At 71.2% G+C, this 17,077-nt stretch carries 16 protein-coding genes and 1 pseudogene; 10 read left to right on the top strand and 7 right to left on the bottom strand.

The window, feature by feature from the left end:
• Positions 1-3: 3 nt before the first annotated feature.
• Both ACZ4IF_RS34245 and ACZ4IF_RS34240 read right to left on the bottom strand, forming a co-directional pair.
• Positions 4-1,134, bottom strand: a complete 1,131-nt coding sequence (locus tag ACZ4IF_RS34245; RefSeq protein ID WP_467569944.1) for a family 2 encapsulin nanocompartment cargo protein polyprenyl transferase — start codon at positions 1,132-1,134, stop codon at positions 4-6.
• Positions 1,135-1,246: 112 nt separating this feature from the next.
• Positions 1,247-2,653 carry a family 2B encapsulin nanocompartment shell protein gene (locus ACZ4IF_RS34240; RefSeq protein ID WP_467569941.1) on the bottom strand — a complete coding sequence of 469 codons (1,407 nt, stop codon included), beginning with the start codon at positions 2,651-2,653 and terminating at the stop codon, positions 1,247-1,249.
• Between the two features lie 187 nt (positions 2,654-2,840).
• Here ACZ4IF_RS34240 and ACZ4IF_RS34235 point away from each other — a divergent pair, with 187 nt between their 5' ends.
• The 3 genes from ACZ4IF_RS34235 (at position 2,841) to ACZ4IF_RS34225 (ending at position 5,278) form a co-directional block, all read left to right on the top strand.
• Entirely contained in the window at positions 2,841-3,074 is a 234-nt protein-coding gene (locus ACZ4IF_RS34235; RefSeq protein ID WP_467569939.1) for a hypothetical protein, read from the top strand.
• 240 nt (positions 3,075-3,314) lie between these two features.
• Positions 3,315-3,905 carry an N-acetylmuramoyl-L-alanine amidase gene (locus ACZ4IF_RS34230; protein WP_467569937.1) on the top strand — a complete coding sequence of 197 codons (591 nt, stop codon included), beginning with the start codon at positions 3,315-3,317 and terminating at the stop codon, positions 3,903-3,905.
• Between the two features lie 422 nt (positions 3,906-4,327).
• Entirely contained in the window at positions 4,328-5,278 is a 951-nt protein-coding gene (locus ACZ4IF_RS34225) for a 1-aminocyclopropane-1-carboxylate deaminase/D-cysteine desulfhydrase (protein WP_467569934.1), read from the top strand.
• A 39-nt stretch (positions 5,279-5,317) separates the two neighbouring features.
• On the opposite strand, the gene ACZ4IF_RS34220 is transcribed toward ACZ4IF_RS34225, so the two are convergent.
• On the bottom strand, positions 5,318-6,913 hold the full coding sequence (locus tag ACZ4IF_RS34220; RefSeq protein ID WP_359489660.1) for a Na+/H+ antiporter: 1,596 nt from the start codon (positions 6,911-6,913) through the stop codon (positions 5,318-5,320).
• Positions 6,914-6,975: 62 nt separating this feature from the next.
• Here ACZ4IF_RS34220 and ACZ4IF_RS34215 point away from each other — a divergent pair, with 62 nt between their 5' ends.
• The 3 genes from ACZ4IF_RS34215 (at position 6,976) to ACZ4IF_RS34205 (ending at position 9,101) form a co-directional block, all read left to right on the top strand.
• The gene (locus ACZ4IF_RS34215; protein WP_028802067.1) at positions 6,976-7,236 is read left to right on the top strand and encodes a UBP-type zinc finger domain-containing protein; all 261 of its coding nucleotides are present in this window, start codon (positions 6,976-6,978) and stop codon (positions 7,234-7,236) included.
• A gap of 297 nt (positions 7,237-7,533) precedes the next feature.
• Entirely contained in the window at positions 7,534-7,947 is a 414-nt protein-coding gene (locus tag ACZ4IF_RS34210; protein ID WP_028802066.1) for an ATP-binding protein, read from the top strand.
• Positions 7,944-9,101: an RNA polymerase sigma factor SigF gene (locus tag ACZ4IF_RS34205; protein WP_467569930.1), complete on the top strand. Its 1,158-nt coding sequence runs from the start codon at positions 7,944-7,946 to the stop codon at positions 9,099-9,101. The genes ACZ4IF_RS34210 and ACZ4IF_RS34205 overlap by 4 nt, the downstream gene beginning before the upstream one ends.
• A gap of 260 nt (positions 9,102-9,361) precedes the next feature.
• On the opposite strand, the gene ACZ4IF_RS34200 is transcribed toward ACZ4IF_RS34205, so the two are convergent.
• Positions 9,362-9,817, bottom strand: coding sequence for a hypothetical protein (locus ACZ4IF_RS34200; protein ID WP_467569927.1), 456 nt, complete (start codon positions 9,815-9,817; stop codon positions 9,362-9,364).
• A gap of 149 nt (positions 9,818-9,966) precedes the next feature.
• On the opposite strand from ACZ4IF_RS34200, the gene ACZ4IF_RS34195 reads away from it, so the two are divergent.
• Together ACZ4IF_RS34195 and ACZ4IF_RS34190 are read left to right on the top strand one after the other, a co-directional pair.
• Complete coding sequence (locus tag ACZ4IF_RS34195; protein WP_467569924.1) at positions 9,967-10,935, top strand: diacylglycerol/lipid kinase family protein; 969 nt, start codon at positions 9,967-9,969, stop codon at positions 10,933-10,935.
• 318 nt (positions 10,936-11,253) lie between these two features.
• The gene (locus ACZ4IF_RS34190; RefSeq protein ID WP_016639615.1) at positions 11,254-11,511 is read left to right on the top strand and encodes a WhiB family transcriptional regulator; all 258 of its coding nucleotides are present in this window, start codon (positions 11,254-11,256) and stop codon (positions 11,509-11,511) included.
• Positions 11,512-11,736: 225 nt separating this feature from the next.
• Here the strand turns inward: ACZ4IF_RS34190 and ACZ4IF_RS34185 are convergent, their stop codons facing one another.
• Both ACZ4IF_RS34185 and ACZ4IF_RS34180 read right to left on the bottom strand, forming a co-directional pair.
• On the bottom strand, positions 11,737-13,203 hold the full coding sequence (locus ACZ4IF_RS34185) for a sensor histidine kinase (protein WP_028802062.1): 1,467 nt from the start codon (positions 13,201-13,203) through the stop codon (positions 11,737-11,739).
• A gap of 406 nt (positions 13,204-13,609) precedes the next feature.
• Entirely contained in the window at positions 13,610-14,296 is a 687-nt protein-coding gene (locus ACZ4IF_RS34180; RefSeq protein ID WP_467569921.1) for a TetR/AcrR family transcriptional regulator, read from the bottom strand.
• 137 nt (positions 14,297-14,433) lie between these two features.
• Between ACZ4IF_RS34180 and ACZ4IF_RS34175 the strand changes: the two are divergent.
• Positions 14,434-14,664: pseudogene (locus ACZ4IF_RS34175) on the top strand (SDR family oxidoreductase); the annotation flags it as partial.
• A 64-nt stretch (positions 14,665-14,728) separates the two neighbouring features.
• On the opposite strand, the gene ACZ4IF_RS34170 reads toward ACZ4IF_RS34175, so the two are convergent.
• A complete protein-coding gene (locus ACZ4IF_RS34170) occupies positions 14,729-15,799 on the bottom strand; it encodes an SIS domain-containing protein (protein WP_467569919.1) in 1,071 nt (356 codons plus the stop codon).
• A gap of 244 nt (positions 15,800-16,043) precedes the next feature.
• Between ACZ4IF_RS34170 and nagB the strand changes: the two genes are divergently transcribed.
• On the top strand, positions 16,044-16,829 hold the full coding sequence (nagB, locus tag ACZ4IF_RS34165) for a glucosamine-6-phosphate deaminase (RefSeq protein WP_467569916.1): 786 nt from the start codon (positions 16,044-16,046) through the stop codon (positions 16,827-16,829).
• Positions 16,830-17,077 lie beyond the last annotated feature (248 nt).

The following is a 17,077-nucleotide window of genomic DNA, read 5'->3' as shown; positions in this document are numbered from 1 at the left end:
CGGTCAGTTGCTGCGCCGCGTGACGAACTCCGCCAGCGCGAGGAGGCCGCCCGCCGCCTCCGGGTCGGGGATCGCCCGGGACAGCTCGTGCATCGCCCGGGCCATCCGGTCGGCCGCCTGGACCTGCGCCCAGTCACGGCCGCCCGCCCGCTCGACGGCCAGCACCGTGCGCTCCAGTTCCCCCGCGTCTCCTTCCCCGTACGGCACCCTGTACAACTCGGCCAGTTCGTCCGCCGCCGGGGTCCCCGAGCCGAGCGCGGCGACCACGGGCAGGGACTTCTTGCGGGCGATGAGGTCCGCCCCGGCCGGTTTGCCGGTGCGGCTCGGGTCCCCCCAGATCCCGATCACGTCGTCGATCAGCTGGAAGGCGAGCCCGGCCGCACGGCCGAACACGTCCAGCGCCGCGACGTCCTCGTCGTCCGCCCCCGCGTAGAGCGCGCCGACCGCACAGGCGCAGCCGATCAGCGCTCCCGTCTTGGCCTCGGCCATGACCAGGCAGTCGTCGAGGGTGACTTCGTCCGGGCCCAGCTTCTCCATGGCCGTGTCCGCCTGCTGGCCCGCGCACAGCTCGACGACGCAGGCGGCGAGCCGGGCGGCGGCCGCCGAGGACGCCGGATGGGGGTCCTCCGCGAGCAGCTGCTGGGCCAGCGCCTGGAGCGCGTCGCCCGCGAGGATCGCATCGGCGTCACCGAACACGGTCCACGCGGTGGGACGATGCCTGCGGGTGGTGTCCCGGTCCATGACGTCGTCGTGCAGCAGCGTGAAGTTGTGGACCAGCTCCACGGCCGCCGCGGCCCGCACGGCCGCACCGTGCCGCCCGCCGAGTGCCCTGACCGCGGCCAGCACGAGCGCGGGCCGGATCGCCTTGCCCGCGTTGCCCGCCGCCGGGGTGCCGTCCGCGTGCTCCCAGCCGAAGTGGTACAGCGCGACCCGGCGCATGGAGCCGGGCAGCGTGTCGATCGCCCTGCGCAGCTCGGGGTCGACGGACGCCCGCGCGCGCTCCAGGATGCCCGCCGCCTCCTGCCCGTCGAGCGGACCCTGCGGGGCGTGCCTGTCCATGGGCCTTCCGGTGGGGCTCCGCCTTTCCAGGATCTCGGCCGGGCCCTGCTTCGTGTCCGTCATGAACTCACCCATGGGACCGCCTCGGAGCGTCTGCGGACAGTGGCATCTCCACGACTGCCGGGCGCGCACCCCCTCGTGCACCCGCCCCGCGGGACCGGGACGCGGCGCCCGGCGTGCGGTGACGTCACCGCCAGCGGCCGATCTCGACGTTCTCCAGGATGCCGAGGGCGTCCGGCACGAGGACGGCTGCGGAGTAGTACGCCGTCACCAGATAGGAGATGACCGCCTGTTCGTTGATGCCCATGAAGCGCACCGACAGGCTCGGCTCGATCTCGTCCGGGATGCCCGACTGCTGCAGGCCGATCACGCCCTGCTCGGCCTCGCCCGTGCGCATGGCGATGATCGAGGTCGTACGGGTGTCGCTGACCGGGATCTTGTTGCACGGGAAGATCGGCACCCCGCGCCAGGTCGGGATGCGATGGCCCGCCATCTCGACGGTCTCCGGGACCAGACCGCGCTTGTTGAGCTCGCGTCCGAACGCGGAGATCGCGCGCGGGTGCGCGAGGAACAGCTTGGTGCCGCGCCGCCGGCTGAGCAGCTCGTCGAGGTCGTCCGGGCTGGGCACGCCGTCGTGCGGCTGCAAACGCTGGTCGTACTCGCAGTTGTTGAGCAGTCCGAACTCCCTGTTGTTGATGAGCTCGTGCTCCTGGCGCTCCTTCAACGCCTCGACGGTGAGCCGGAGCTGCTGCTCGGTCTGGTTCATGGGCTGGTTGTAGAGGTCGGCCACACGGGTGTGCAGGCGCAGCACGGTCTGGGCGATGCTCAGTTCGTACTCGCGCGGCGCCGCCTCGTAGTCCACGAAGGTGCCGGGGATGTCCGGCTCGCCGGTGTGACCCGCCGCGAGGTCGATCTCCTTCTCGCCGTACTTGTTGGTGCGCTGCGCCGGAATGGAGCGCAGGCTCTGGAGATGCTCACGGAGGGAGTCGGCGCGCTCCGCGACCTGTTCGAGGTCCTGGCGGGGCAGGGTGAGCACGGTGACCGAGGTGACCGCGCGAGCCGTGTACTCCCAGATCGCGTCCGGGTCGATGAGCGCCTGCTCGCCGAAGTAGGCGCCGTCGGCGAGGACACCGAGGACCGCGTCGTCCCCGTACGGGCCGGTGCCGATCTTCTCGACCCTGCCGTGCGCCAGCAGGAACACCGCGTCGGCCTGGCTGCCGAACGAGGCCAGCACCTCGCCCGGCGCGAACTCCCGCTGCCGGCAGCGCTGGGCGAGCTCGCCCAGTACTTCCTGGTCCTCGAACGACCTCAGCACGGACAGCTCGCCGAGCTCCGCCGGGATGACCTCGACCCGGTCGCCGGTCTTCACGAACGTCACGCGGCCGTCGCCCACGGAGTAGCTGAGCCGCCGGTTGACTCGGTACGTGCCACCCTGCACGTTCACCCACGGAAGCATGCGCAGCAGCCAGCGGGAGCTGATCTCCTGCATCTGGGGTGCGGACTTGGTGGTGGTGGCCAGGTTCCGCGCGGCGGATGTGCCGAGGCTCTGCTGCGGCTTGCTCTGCTGCGCGCGGACCTCTTCGCCTACCGACATGAATTGCCCTCCCGGTCGTGCACTGATCTGCGCCGACCAGCCTTCCATCACGGAGCGCGCCGGTGCTATTACACGAATGAGGGGGAATGGATCACCGGCCAGTGGGCATTGGCCGCGATTCTGTCCAGGGAACTCCAAGATCCGGCCAACCGTTTGACCCAGCGACGGACAACGAAGGGAGACGGCAGTGGCAGGCTTCCTGGACCGCGCCAAGGAGCAGGCGCAGCGCGGCCTCACACAGGGCAAGCAGAAGCTCGACGAGGTGCAGGCGCAGCGCGCCGGCAGCGACCTCCTGAAGAAACTCGGCGCGGCGTATTACGCGGAGCGGCGCGGCAGCGGCACCCCCAAGGCGACCCAGCAGGCACTCCAGGCCCTGGAGAGTCACATCGCCGCGCACGGGGACGCGTTCCTGCACTCCTGAGCGGCCCGGCCGGATTTCGCGGTCCCGGCGGTCACCGGCCCAGCCGTTCGGCGGTCCGCCGGGTCGCTGGGGCGGTCCACCCGGCCGCCCGATCCACCGGTTCCACCGCTTCCGTCCCGCATGTCCGGATCGGCTCGCACGCTGTGCGAACGAGTAGTACCGGCCACCTTGTCGCGGGTACAAGCTGCGGTACGAGACGGCCACGAAAGGTGGCCGCCGCGCAGTACGAAGGAGGCGGCCGTGGCCCCACCCATGTCCGCGCGTACTTTCCTGGACCGGCTCAGGGACGAAGGCGTCACCGTCGCCGAGGTCGGCGACTGGGAGCACCACAACCGCGACCACAAGGGCCCGTGGGGCCCGGTGCACGGCGTGATGATCCATCACACGGTGACCTCCGGCAGCGAGCGCACCGTCGAGATCTGCCGCAAGGGTCACTCGGAACTGCCCGGGCCGCTGTGCCACGGCGTCATCACCAAGGACGGCGTCGTCCACCTCGTCGGCTACGGACGCGCCAACCACGCGGGCCTGGGCGACGACGACGTCCTGCGGGCGGTGATCGCGGAGAAGGCACTCCCCCACGACAACGAGGCGAACACCGACGGCAACCGCCACTTCTACGGCTTCGAGTGCGAGAACCTCGGCGACGGGACGGACCCGTGGCCCGAGGCGCAGCTGGACGCCGTCGAGCGCGTCTCCGCCGCGATCTGCCGCCACCACGGCTGGACGGAACGCTCGGTCGTCGGCCATCTCGAATGGCAGCCGGGCAAGATCGACCCGCGGGGCTTCACGATGCGATCCATGCGGGAGCGCATCCGCGACCGCCTGAAGTGACGGGGCGACCGCCGCCCCGGACCGGCGGTGGGCGCGGGCGCCGACGCGTGGTCCGGTCCGCCGGCCACGCCTGGCGCCCGCTGCTCCGGCCGGTCCGTCCGGTCCGGCCGGGGCGGCCCAGGGCGTCCGGGGCCGAGGGGAGCCGGGGCCGGCGGAGGAGAACGGCCGCCGCCCCCTGTGTCAGCCGGGGGAATACGACCTGGCCCGCCCCGCGTCGGCCGGAGGGAAGACGGCCGACCGACTCCGCGTCGGCCGCCAGGACCTGGCCGACACCGCGGACCCGTGGGGCACTGTCCCTCCGGGGCGCCGAGACGGGCGCACCACCGGGGGCACCGGAGCGGGCCGCGCGGTCGCGAGGTGGTGGCGCCCTCTCCGTGAACCCGGCCCGCGCCCGTTCCGGACATGTGTCCGACAATGGGCGGATGACCAGCCCCGACGCCCAGGACACCGGTGGTGCCGCCGAGCCTCCCGCCGCCGGGGCGGCCGGCCCCGCCGTGCTGCGGCCGCGGCTGCCGTCGCCACTGCTGGAGGCCGGGGACGAGCGGTTCGCACGCCACGGCGTCCGGCTGCTGCTCAAGCGGGACGACCTGATCCATCCCGAGCTGGTCGGCAACAAGTGGCGCAAGCTGACCCCGAACCTGGAGGCGGCGGCCGGCCGCACGGTGGTCACCTTCGGCGGGGCGTACTCCAACCATCTGCGGGCCACGGCCGCCGCCGGCCGTCTCCTCGGCATCCCGACGCTCGGCGTGGTCCGCGGCCAGGAGCTGGCCGAACGCCCGCTCAACCCCTCGCTCGCCCGGTGCGCGGCCGACGGCATGCGCCTGCACTTCGTCGACAGACGGACGTACCGCGCCAAGGCGGAGCCGGAGACGCTGGCCGGGATCCTGCGGGCGGTGGGGGCCGATGACGCGTACGTGGTGCCCGAGGGCGGCAGCAACTCCCCGGCCGTGCGCGGATGCCAGGAGCTCGGCCGCGAGCTGGGCGACGCGGCCGACGTCGTCGCCGTCGCCTGCGGCACCGGCGGGACCCTCGCGGGCCTGGCCGCCGGACTGGCCCCCGGCCACCGCGCCCTCGGCATTCCGGTCCTGAAGGGGGGTTTCCTGGAGGCGGACGTACTGGCCCTCCAGCAGGCCGCGTTCGGCGCCCGCCGTGGCCTGTGGTCCCTGGACGACCGCTTCCACTTCGGCGGCTACGCCCGCACCACCCCCGAACTCGACGCCTTCGCCGAGGACTTCGAGGACCGGCACGGGCTGCCCGTCGAACGTCTCTATGTCGCCAAGATGCTGTACGGACTTGTCGCCCTGGCCGAGGAGGGGGCGTTCCCGCGCGGCACGACCGTGGCCGCGGTGATCACCGGGGCACCGCTTCCCTGACGGTGCGGCGCACCCGGACAGCGTCGGCGCACCGGCGCCCTACGCCGTCTCGCGGTAGGCCGCCGCCTCCTCCAGGTCGAGCCGGCGCAGCAGCGTGCGCAGCATCTCGTCGTCGATGAAGCGGAGGTCGCGCAGCTTCACGAAGACCTCGCGCTCGGCGCCGATCATCTCCCGGGACAGCCGCCGGTAGGTGTCGTCGGCCGACTCGCCGGTCACCGGGTTGACCGCGCCGAGCCGCTCCCAGACCGCGTTGCGGCGGTGCTCCATGACTCCGCGCAGCCGGTCGGCGAGGGGCGGCGGCAGGGCGTTGCGCTCGTCGGTGAGCAGGTCGTCGAGCCGCTGCTCGGCGGCCCGGGACGCCTGCGCCTGCGCGTTGGCCTCGGCGAGCGTCTCGGCCTGGACGTCGCGGCCCGGCAGCTTCAGGAGGCGGATCAGCGGCGGCAGGGTCAGCCCCTGCACGACCAGCGTCCCGATGACCGTCGTGAAGGTCAGGAACAGGATCAGGTTGCGGTCGGGAAAGGCCTCGCCGCCGTGGACGGTGAGCGGGATCGAGAAGGCGATGGCGAGCGAGACCACACCGCGCATGCCGGCCCAGCCGATGATGAAGGGGCCCTTCCAAGAGGGGTTGTCCTCGCGCTTCCTGATCCGCGCGGACAACAGCCGGGGCAGGAACGTCGCCGGGTACACCCACACGAACCGCGCCGCGACCACCACCAGGAAGACGGCGACCGCGTACCAGGCTGCGCTCGTGCCCTCGTACTGCCCGAGTCCCTTGAGGACGACCGGCAGCTGGAGTCCGATCAGCGCGAACACCGCCGACTCCAGGACGAACGCGACCATCTTCCAGACGGCCTCCTCCTGGAGCCGCGTCGCGAAGTCCACCTCCCACGCACGGTGCCCGAGGTAGAGGGCGACGACCACCACCGCGAGCACGCCGGAGGCCTTCAGCTGCTCGGCGACCCCGTATGCGACGAAGGGGATCAGCAGGGACAGCGTGTTCTGGAGCAGCGCCTCCTTCATGTGGGTGCGCAGCCAGTGGATGGGGATCATCAGGACGAGACCGACGGCCACACCGCCGACCGCCGCGATCAGGAACTCGCCGATGCCGCCCGCCCACGTCGCGCCCTCGCCGATCGCGGCGGCGAGCGCCACCTTGTAGGCGGTGATCGCGGTCGCGTCGTTCACCAGGGACTCGCCCTGCAGGATGGTGGTGATCCGCGAGGGCAGGCCCACGCGCCGCGCCACCGCCGTCGCGGCGACCGCGTCCGGGGGCGCGACCACCGCGCCCAGGACGAGCGCCGCGGTCAGCGGCAGGCTCGGCACGATCAGGTACGCGGCCCAACCGACCACGAGGGTCGCGAAGAGGACGTAGCCGACGGACAGCAGCGCGACGGGCCGCAGTTGTGCCCTCAGGTCGAGGTACGAGCTGTCGGTGGCCGCCGTGTACAGGAGTGGGGGCAGCACCAACGGCAGCACGACCTCGGGGTCGAGTTCGTAGACGGGCACTCCCGGGATGTACGAGAAGACCAGGCCCGCCGCGACGAGCAGGAGCGGCGCGGGCACCGGTGTGCGGCGAGCCGCACCGGCGACCGCGGCGCTTCCCGCGACCAGCAACAGCAGTGGCAAAACGTGCATCGACTTTCCGCCCGCCCTCGTTTTCGCGCGACTTCCCGCACACCCGACGTAACCTGGCCATCATGAAACAGTGCACGCACGCCGAAGCGCTGCCGCACCCCGAACCCCAGCCCCTCAGCGAGACGTGCCTGGAGTGCCTCGCGGCCGGCACGCACCCGGTGCAGCTTCGCCTGTGCCTGGAGTGCGGGCACCTCGGTTGCTGCGACTCCTCTCCGCTGCAACACGCGACGGAGCACTTCAAGACCACCGGGCATTCGATCATGCGCACCTTCGAGCTCGGGGAGAACTGGCGTTGGTGCTTCGTCGACCACGTACTCGTATGACACGACGCAGGCATACTGGAACAGCCCGCGGATCGCATACGCGTGTGACCGGCGATCCGGACGGTTCGACCGTCTGACGCCTGGGTACGTCAACCCGGCGCGCGCTCTTCCTAATTGGGCCCGCAGACCCCTAGCCACTGTCCGTACTCATAGGCTTACTATGAGTGACAGCAAGGGGCGGGGTCCCCAGGACAGGACACTTGGGAGCGCGGTAGCGTCACGGCTGAACGACATAGTGCGTTACCCGGGGGGCGACCCTCGGCCCCCGAAAGAGCTTGTACCACCATGGAGGTGAGGGTGTCCCAGATCGCAGGCGAGCCCGCGACGAAGGACTTCGTGGAAGTCCGGCTGCCGGCCGCGGGTGCCTACCTGTCGGTGCTGCGTACGGCCACGGCCGGGCTCGCGGCCCGTTTGGACTTCACCCTCGACGAGATCGAGGACCTGCGCATCGCGGTGGACGAGGCCTGCGCGATCCTGCTGCAACAGGCCGTCCCCGGCTCGGTGCTCAGCTGCGTCTTCCGGCTCATCGACGACTCGCTGGAGGTGACGGTCTCCGCGCCGACCACCGACGGTCACGCTCCGTCACGGGACACCTTCGCCTGGACCGTCCTCTCGGCGCTCGCGGGCAAGGTCGACTCCTCCGTCGCCGAGGACAAGACCGTTTCGATCAGCCTCTACAAACAGCGCGGCGCGGGACCCGGGCCGGCGTGAGGAACGGGGACGGGCCGGTGCGGGACGAAGAGCGCGGCACACGGGAGCTTCCGTCCGGGCGCGTCGACGGCCTCGACGGGCCGCGGCGGACGGCGGACGGCGCCGAAGGCGTCGACGGCATTCCCGAGCAGGCCCGGCCGCATCCGGAGGACGGCGCCTCACCGGTCGTCACGCAGGCCGCGGCCGAACCGCGGACCGACGAGGACGAACGGGAGGAGCTCTCCGGCCGGGGCGATGGACAACGGGATCCGGAGGGTGCCGCGCTGAGCACGTCCTCGGGAGGGCGGCGGCTGGTGACGGGCGGGACTATGAGCGAGCACGAGCGACACGACAAACCAGGGGCACAGAGCGTGCAGGGCGCGCAGCACGGGCCGAGCGCCCAGCACATCGAGCACGACCCTCAGGACCGCAGCGGTGCACGGGCGATGTTCGTCGAGCTGCGCAAGCTCAAAGAGGGCAGCGCCGAGTACGCGGAGCTGCGCAACCAGCTCGTCCGCATGCACCTCCCGCTCGTGGAGCATCTCGCCCGCCGCTTCCGCAATCGCGGCGAGCCGCTGGACGACCTGACACAGGTCGCCACCATCGGCCTGATCAAGTCGGTCGACCGCTTCGACCCCGAGCGTGGCGTCGAGTTCTCGACGTACGCGACGCCGACGGTCGTCGGCGAGATCAAGCGGCACTTCCGGGACAAGGGCTGGGCGGTCCGCGTCCCGCGCCGCCTCCAGGAACTGCGGCTGGCGCTGACCACGGCGACCGCGGAGCTCTCGCAGCTGCACGGCCGCTCCCCGACGGTCCACGAGCTGGCCGAGAAGCTCGCGATCTCCGAGGAAGAGGTGCTGGAGGGCCTGGAGTCCGCCAACGCCTACTCGACGCTGTCCCTGGACGTGCCCGACACGGACGACGAGTCGCCGGCCGTCGCGGACACCCTGGGCGCCGAGGACGAGGCGCTGGAGGGCGTCGAGTACCGCGAGTCCCTCAAGCCGCTGCTGGAAGATCTGCCGCCGCGGGAGAAGCGCATCCTGCTCCTCCGTTTCTTCGGGAACATGACGCAGTCGCAGATCGCCCAGGAGGTCGGCATCTCCCAGATGCACGTGTCACGGCTGCTGGCCCGCACCCTGGCCCAGCTGCGGGAGAAGCTCCTCGTCGAGGAGTGAGCCGGCCCCGGCCGACCCCTTCCGCCCCGCACGACATTCCCGCACCACCGGCCTCGTGGAAGATCTCCGCGCTGCCGGCTCCCCCGGGACGGCTCCGGGCCACTGCCCTTGCGGGACCGCTCCGCGCCGACCGGTCACCCCGGTCCGACGGACACATCCGCGGTCACCCCGGCCGCACCGCGCACTTCGGCGCCCCACCGGGCGCTTCCGGCCCCGGGCGGAGGCCGGCCACAGCGCCCGTGGGCGGGCGCCCCGGCCGGTCACTTCTGGTCGGACGCGCCGGCGCCGGGCCCTCGGATGCCGAGGGCCTTCGTCGTCTCCGGGTTCAACAGCAGCACCAGGCCCACGATCGCGACGACCGCCAGCGCGATGCCGCCCGGGATCGCGACGCTGTCGGCCTGGAGCAGGGTGTAGGCCACGGGCAGCGACAGGATCTGGGTGATGAGCGCCGGGCCCCGGCTCCAGGACCGGCGCAGCAGCAGTCCGCGCGCCGCCAGCAGGGGCAGCAGCGCCAGCACGATGAGCGTGACACCGCCGGTGATGGCCTGCCCCCGGCTGTCCGGGGTGCCCGTGAAACCCCGGACGAGCACGTACACACCCCCCGCGACGAGGGCGAAGCCCTCCAGCGCGGCCAGGGCCGCCGCGGCGGTCAGCCGTGCGGGGCGGGGTTCCGCGGCGGGGTCGTGCGAGGTGGTGGGGTTCTGCTCAGCGCTCACCCCTGCAGGGTAGCCGTCGGCGATGCGGCGGCCGGGGCGCGGGGGCCGCGCCGGAGGGCGTCCGACGTGCGCAGGCTCACGTTGCGATCTCTTACCCGATCCCTACCTCGCTCTGGGCCCGGTATTTCTTAGTAGGTACGCTGCAACCCATGCGTGCACTTCTCGTCGTCAATCCGGCAGCAACCACCACGAGTGCGCGCACGCGCGACGTGTTGATCCACGCGCTCGCCAGCGAGATGAAGCTGGAGGCGGTCACCACCGAGTACCGCGGTCATGCCCGGGACCTCGGCCGGCAGGCCGCGGAGAGCGAGGACATAGACCTGGTCGTCGCCCTCGGCGGCGACGGCACGGTCAACGAGGTCGTGAACGGACTGCTCCACGACGGCCCCGCCCCGGACCGGCTGCCCGGCTTCGCGGTGGTCCCCGGCGGCTCCACCAACGTCTTCGCCCGTGCCCTCGGCCTGCCCAACGACGCGGTGGAGGCGACCGGCGCCCTGCTGGACGCGCTGCGCGAGAGCCGTGAGCGCACCGTCGGCCTGGGTCTCGCCTCGGGCACTCCCGGCACGGAGGACGAAGCCGTGCCGTCCCGCTGGTTCACCTTCTGCGCCGGGCTCGGTTTCGACGCGGGGGTGGTCGGGCGCGTCGAGCAGCAGCGCGAGCGGGGCAAGCGCTCCACCCATGCGCTGTATCTCCGCCAGGTGATGCGCCAGTTTCTGGACGAACCTCACCGCCGGCACGGAACGATCACGCTGGAGCGCCCCGGCGCGGACCCGGTGACCGATCTGGTCCTGTCCATCATCTGCAATACCTCGCCATGGACGTTTCTCGGTAATCGTCCGGTGTACGCCTCGCCTAAGGCTTCGTTCGATACCGGGCTCGACGTACTCGGTCTCAGCCGCATGTCGACGGCCGCGGTTGCCCGGTATGCCACACAGTTGCTCACTTCGTCCCCCGAGCGCGGCCCCCATGGCAAGCACGCCGTCTCCCTGCACGACTTGACAGACTTCACCTTGCATTCGAAGGTCCCGCTGCCCCTCCAGATGGACGGTGACCACCTCGGGCTGCGAACAAGCGTGACGTTCACAGGCGTACGCCGTGCACTGCGTGTGATTGTGTGAGTAGAAGGGGCCAAAGTCCTTTCACTCGAACGTTTAGGCCAGGATCCACCCCATGGAAGTACGGCTGTGACCTAGTCGACACCGAGGAATCAAAAAAAACTTTCCGGAAGGGGTTGTATCCGCCGCTGAGGTTTGCGAGTCTCTACGTGGCGATCGGGACGGCCCGCAACATCGGCCCCACAGAGAGCCAGAACCCCTCCTCAAATCACAGGACCACGTCAGGCAACCTGGCAGTCGGCCCTTCACTTGTTGAGGGATTCGTGAAAGCGTTCACATTCACAAGCAACTTGCATGTAATACCAAGGAGAGGTAGCAGCCATGGACTGGCGTCACAACGCCGTTTGCCGCGAGGAAGACCCCGAGCTCTTCTTCCCCATCGGCAACACCGGTCCTGCGCTGCTGCAGATCGAGGAAGCCAAGGCCGTCTGCCGCCGCTGCCCCGTCATGGAGCAGTGCCTGCAGTGGGCGCTCGAGTCCGGCCAGGACTCCGGCGTCTGGGGTGGCCTCAGCGAGGACGAGCGCCGTGCCATGAAGCGTCGCGCCGCCCGCAACCGGGCCCGTCAGGCCTCCGCCTGACACCCCACCCCGCACGAGCCTGAGCTTGGCGGCGCGTACAGCGAGTACGCATCTCCCGCCCCCGAGCCGCAGCGCGCAGTACCCCCGATGCGCATTTGAGCAACGAGCTTTCGGCCCCGGATCACCTGGTGATCCGGGGCTCATTGCTGTTTGCGACCGTGTGGATTGCTCCGCCGTCGCGCAGGCCGGGCGCAGGCCGAACCGCTCCCGCCCGGCCGGGAGCGACTACTTGTGGCCCCGCACCGGGATGTCCAGGATCACCTGCGTGCCGCGCTCCGGGGCCGCCACCATGTCGAAGGTGCCGCCCAACTCGCCCTCCACCAGGGTCCGCACGATCTGCAGGCCGAGGTTGCCCGAACGGTGCGGGTCGAAGTCCTCGGGCAGACCCACCCCGTCGTCCTGGACCGTGACCAGCAGACGGGCCTCCTTGCTGGTGCCGCCCCGCACCGCGGAGACCTCGACGGTGCCCCGGTCGCCCTCACGGAAGCCGTGCTCCAGCGCGTTCTGCAGGATCTCCGTGAGGACCATCGACAGCGGGGTCGCGACCTCGGCGTCCAGGATTCCGAAGCGGCCGGTGCGTCGTCCGGTGACCTTGCCGGGCGAGATCTCCGCGACCATGGCGAGCACCCGGTCCGCGATCTCGTCGAACTCCACGCGCTCGTCCAGATTCTGAGAGAGCGTCTCATGCACGATCGCAATCGAACCGACTCGGCGCACGGCCTCCTCCAGTGCCTCGCGGCCCCGGTCCGACTCGATGCGCCGGGCCTGCAGGCGCAGCAGCGCCGCCACGGTCTGGAGGTTGTTCTTCACCCGGTGGTGGATCTCCCGGATGGTCGCGTCCTTGGTGATCAACTCACGCTCGCGGCGCCGCAGTTCGGTGACGTCGCGGAGCAGGACGAGGGAGCCGACCCGGGTGCCCTTGGGCTTGAGCGGGATGGCGCGCAGCTGGATCACGCCGTCGTTGCTCTCGATCTCGAACTCGCGGGGCGCCCAGCCGCTGGCCACCTTGGACAGTGCCTCGTCCACCGGGCCGCGGGACGGAGCCAGTTCGGCGGTGGTCACGCCGAGGTTGTGTCCCACGAGGTCGGAGGCCAGGCCGAGGCGGTGGTAGGCCGACAGCGCGTTCGGGGAGGCGTACTGGACGATGCCGTCCGCGTCGAGCCTGATCAGTCCGTCGCCCACCCGCGGGGAGGCATCCATGTCGACCTGCTGGTCGGGGAACGGGAACGTGCCCGCGGCGATCATCTGCGCCAGGTCGGAGGCGCTCTGGAGATACGTCAGCTCCAGCCGGCTCGGGGTGCGCACCGTGAGCAGGTTGGTGTTGCGGGCGATGACGCCGAGGACGCGTCCCTCACGCCGTACCGGAATGGACTCGACCCGCACCGGGACCTCTTCGCGCCACTCGGGGTCGCCCTCGCGCACGATCCGGCCCTCGTCGAGCGCGGCGTCCAGCATGGGCCGGCGGCCGCGCGGGACGAGATGGCCGACCATGTCGTCCTGGTACGAGGTGGGGCCGGTGTTGGGCCGCATCTGGGCGACGGAGACGTAGCGGGTGCCGTCGCGCGTGGGAACCCAGAGCACGAGGTCGGCGAAGGAGAGGTCGGAGAGCAACTGCCACTCCGAGACCAGCAGGTGCAGCCACTCGAGATCGGAGTCACCGAGGGCGGTGTGCTGGCGTACGAGGTCGTTCATGGAGGGCACGTGTGCGAGCGTACCCGGCGGATGCGGCAGGCCTCGAAAACGGCCGCCTCGGGGCTCGTACGGCGGCCCCGGAGGGCCCCGGAGACACCCGCGGGCCGCGGCGCCTGGGAGGGACCCTCAACCCTCCCGGCACCGCAGCCCGGAGCAACATCGGCCGCGGGGTGTGCGGTCCCGGTCGGCCGAAGAGAGGACCCGGTGCAGTCAGGGCAGAGAGCGCCGGTTCCTCGGTCCGCCTTCCTGTGCGGGGAAGACGGAGGCTTGTTCAGTCGCACAATCATTGTGGACTAGACCATGCTGCCGCGTCCATGCTCCTGCGCCCGCATGCCTTCTGTCCATGCGTCGGCAGGTGTTCGCCGTTGTCCGTTTATCCAACATGCAGCACTGTCCATCAGGCAGACTAACCCGCTTCGGTTCGTGAACGGGCCGGATTGGCCGATGAATCGGGCCAGACGGCCATGGCGAGCGCGGCGAGGGCCTCCAGCTGCTCCCTCGTGGCGCCGTCACGGGCCTGCTGCGACATGCCCTGGACGATCGCGCCGGTGTGCCGGGCGAGCGCGGCGGCATCGGTTCCGGCGGGCAGCTCGCCCGCGGCGATGCCCGCCTTCATACGACTCTCGAACGCGGCGATGTTCGCGTTGCGCCGCTCGCGCAGGCCCTCCTCGACCTCCGGGGACGTGCAGTTGGTGGCGGCGTGGATGACCAGACAGCCGTGCGGGCGGCCCGGAGCGGTGTACTCCGCCGCGGCCTCGCGCAGCATCCGCTCGACCGCGGCGCGGGCGGTGGGCTCCTCGGCCAGCGCGCGCTCGCCGAAGGACCCGTACCGCGTGCCGTACACACGGACGACCTCGTCGAAGAGGGAGCGCTTGTCGCCGAAGGCCGCGTACAGGCTCGGGGCGCCGATGCCCATGACCCGGGTGAGGTCGGAGACGGACGTCGCCTCGTACCCGTGCTCCCAGAACGCCAGGATCGCCTTCTCCAGCGCGGTCTCCCGGTCGAAGGAGCGGGGCCGGCCGCGCTGCTTGGTCACGGCCTCGGCGCCCGTGCGCGCGGTGGTTCCGGACTCGGTCTGCCGCCTGCTCGCCATGGGGTGGATTTTATAGCGGGTACTAGAGAAATGTCGTCGGGTCGTTGTACGGTTTTTTTCTGTAGCGATCATTAGGGAAATACGGAGGGGGCGTCGGCATGGGTGTGCTCGCAGGCAGGACGGCACTGGTCACGGGTGGCGGCAGGGGCATCGGGCGGGGCATCGCCGAGCGGCTCGGGCGAGACGGCGTCAATGCCGACTGGCTGCGGGCCGACGACGCGGCCTGGGCGGGCGCCGCCGCACTGGCCGCCCTCGGCAGGGTGGGCACCCCTGCCGATGTCGCGGACGTGGTGGCCTTCCTCGTCTCGGACGACGGACGCTGGGTGACCGGGGCCCGGCTGGACGCGACAGGGGGTTCCCTGACGTAGTGCCGGGTCGGGGACGCCGGCCTGGTGCGGTGACTGCAGGCCGTGCGGGCGCGGGGCGCCTCTGTCAGTGGGTCTCCGTCACCTTCGCCAGGGCACGCGGCGCGTCCGGGTCCTGGCCGCGGGCGATGGTGACCTCGTAGGCCAGCAGTTGGAGCGGGATGATCTCCAGCATCGGCTGCACCTCTTCGGCGACGCCCTCGGTGGGCAGCACGAAACCGGCCGAGGCCTGTTCCACCTGCGCCCGCGGGCCCACGACGACGAGGTCGGCGCCGCGTCCGCGCAGACGGTCGAGGACGGGCTGGAGCGCCTCGCCGCCGCGGCCGTCGGTGACCACGGCGATCACCGGGGAGACGTTGTCGACCATGGCTAGGGGGCCGTGCAGGAGGTCGGCACCGGAGTAGGACAGCGCGGGGATGTAGCTGGTCTCCATCAGCTTCAGGGCGGCTTCCTTGGCGGTGGGATAGCCGTAGCCGCGGGAGGTGATCACCATGCGACCGGCGAATCGGTAGCGGGAGGCGAGGACCCTGACCTCGTCCTGGCGGGCGAGAAGTCCCGCGGCCAGCTCGGGCAGCACCTGCGCGGCGGCGCCGTCCCCGCCACGCAGACCTTCGACGAAGAGATGGAGCGCGAGGAGCGAGGCCGTGTAGGTCTTGGTCGCCGGGAGGGCCTTCTCCGGCCCGGCCATGATGTCGATGTGGTACTCGGAGACGGCGGCGAGCGGCGAGTCCGGGTTGTTGGTCACCGCGAGGGTGATCGCACCGGCCTCCCTGGCGGCCCGGGTCGAGGCGACGAGGTCGGGCGAGCCACCGGACTGGCTGACGGTGATCACCAGGACGTCGCTGAGGTCGGGCCGTGCGCCGTACGCGGTGATCGTGGACATCGAGGTGAGTCCGCAGGGCATGCCGAGACGGATCTCCAGAAGGTACTTGGCGTACAGGGCCGCGTTGTCGGAGGTGCCGCGCGCGGCGAGCAGGACGAAGCGCGGTGAGCGGGAGGCGACCTGCCGGGCCACGTCCTGGATCCGCGGCGCGCCCGTGTCGAGGAGCCGGCGCATCACGTCGGGCTGCTCGGCCATCTCACGGGCCATGATCCGGCCGGGACGGTCGCCCTGGGATTCCGGGGGCGTGGCGGTCATGGTGCCTCCTCGTGAGTCGGTGCGCGGCTTCCATTGCACTCCCGGGAGCGGGGGCACGCGCGTCCGGGGAGGGGTGGTGGTTCGAACGGCAGCGGACATGTCCGGTTGGGGGCGGAGGTGTCCGGGTGCGTACTCCGGGGCGACGTGAGGCGGGGCCTCTGCTAGATTGGTCTATACCACATGTGTCCCCTTTCGGGTTCCGGTTGAGTCCCCTGAGTCCCCTCTCCAGATCGGCAGGCCCAGCGTGGAAGTTGTCATCGTCCCGGACGCCAAGGCGGGCGGCGAGCTGATCGCCGAAGCCATGGCCGAGCTGCTCCGTCGCAAGCCCGACGCCCTGCTCGGCGTGGCCACCGGCTCGACCCCGCTGCCCATCTACGAGGCGCTGGCCGCCAAGGTGGGCTCCGGTGCCGTGGACGCCTCGCGGGCACGGATCGCGCAGCTCGACGAGTACGTGGGACTGCCGGCCGAGCACCCCGAGTCGTACCGTTCGGTGCTCCGCCGTGAGGTGCTGGAGCCGCTGGGTCTCGGCATGGACGCGTTCATGGGTCCGGACGGCACCGCCGCGGACGTGCAGGCCGCGTGCGAGGCGTACGACAAGGCTCTGGCGTCGGCCGGCGGGGTCGACCTCCAGCTCCTCGGGATCGGCACGGACGGGCACATCGGTTTCAACGAGCCGTGTTCCTCGCTCGCCTCACGGACCCGGATCAAGACGCTGACCGAGCAGACCAGGGTCGACAACGCCCGGTTCTTCGAGGGCGACATCGAGCAGGTCCCGCACCACGTGATCACCCAGGGCATCGGCACGATCCTGGAGGCACGGCACCTGGTGCTCCTCGCGACCGGCGAGGGCAAGGCGGACGCGGTGGCCGCGACGGTCGAGGGACCGGTGGCCGCGGTGTGCCCGGCGTCCGCGTTGCAGCTCCACCCGCACGCGACCGTCGTCGTGGACGAGCCGGCCGCCTCCAAGCTGAAGCTCGCGGACTACTTCCGTCACACCTTCGCCAACAAGCCCGACTGGCAGGGGATCTAGACTCCGCCGCCGAGCGGATCGTGCCGGACCACGGGTCCGGCACGCTCGTCTGCTCTCTCCCGCCCCCTGCGCTGCCGTTGCCGACGGGTCTCCGGTCGCCGCGCCGTCCGCCTGTGGCGGTGCCGGTTCCTTCGCCCCTGCCGGTGTCGGCGCCGGCGCCGACAACTCGCAGCCGGTCGGGGCGAAGACGACCGCACGGGAAGCGTTCGTACGACGCCGTCCATGCGAAGGCCATCCCCGCAGCCGCG

Source organism: Streptomyces sp. NPDC025784, from assembly GCF_055558435.1.
Note: the sequence above shows the minus strand (reverse complement) of the source record. Positions and strands in the feature narration are given on the sequence as shown.

Coding starts and splice junctions, on each gene's coding strand:
- ACZ4IF_RS34190 (WP_016639615.1), top strand. CDS start 11,254: ATGGACTGGCGTCACAACGCCGTTTGCCGCGAGGAAGACCCCGAGCTC.
- ACZ4IF_RS34225 (WP_467569934.1), top strand. CDS start 4,328: ATGACCAGCCCCGACGCCCAGGACACCGGTGGTGCCGCCGAGCCTCCC.
- ACZ4IF_RS34220 (WP_359489660.1), bottom strand. CDS start 6,913: ATGCACGTTTTGCCACTGCTGTTGCTGGTCGCGGGAAGCGCCGCGGTC.
- ACZ4IF_RS34170 (WP_467569919.1), bottom strand. CDS start 15,799: ATGACCGCCACGCCCCCGGAATCCCAGGGCGACCGTCCCGGCCGGATC.
- ACZ4IF_RS34180 (WP_467569921.1), bottom strand. CDS start 14,296: ATGGCGAGCAGGCGGCAGACCGAGTCCGGAACCACCGCGCGCACGGGC.
- ACZ4IF_RS34245 (WP_467569944.1), bottom strand. CDS start 1,134: ATGGGTGAGTTCATGACGGACACGAAGCAGGGCCCGGCCGAGATCCTG.
- ACZ4IF_RS34215 (WP_028802067.1), top strand. CDS start 6,976: ATGAAACAGTGCACGCACGCCGAAGCGCTGCCGCACCCCGAACCCCAG.
- ACZ4IF_RS34195 (WP_467569924.1), top strand. CDS start 9,967: ATGCGTGCACTTCTCGTCGTCAATCCGGCAGCAACCACCACGAGTGCG.
- ACZ4IF_RS34240 (WP_467569941.1), bottom strand. CDS start 2,653: ATGTCGGTAGGCGAAGAGGTCCGCGCGCAGCAGAGCAAGCCGCAGCAG.
- ACZ4IF_RS34185 (WP_028802062.1), bottom strand. CDS start 13,203: ATGAACGACCTCGTACGCCAGCACACCGCCCTCGGTGACTCCGATCTC.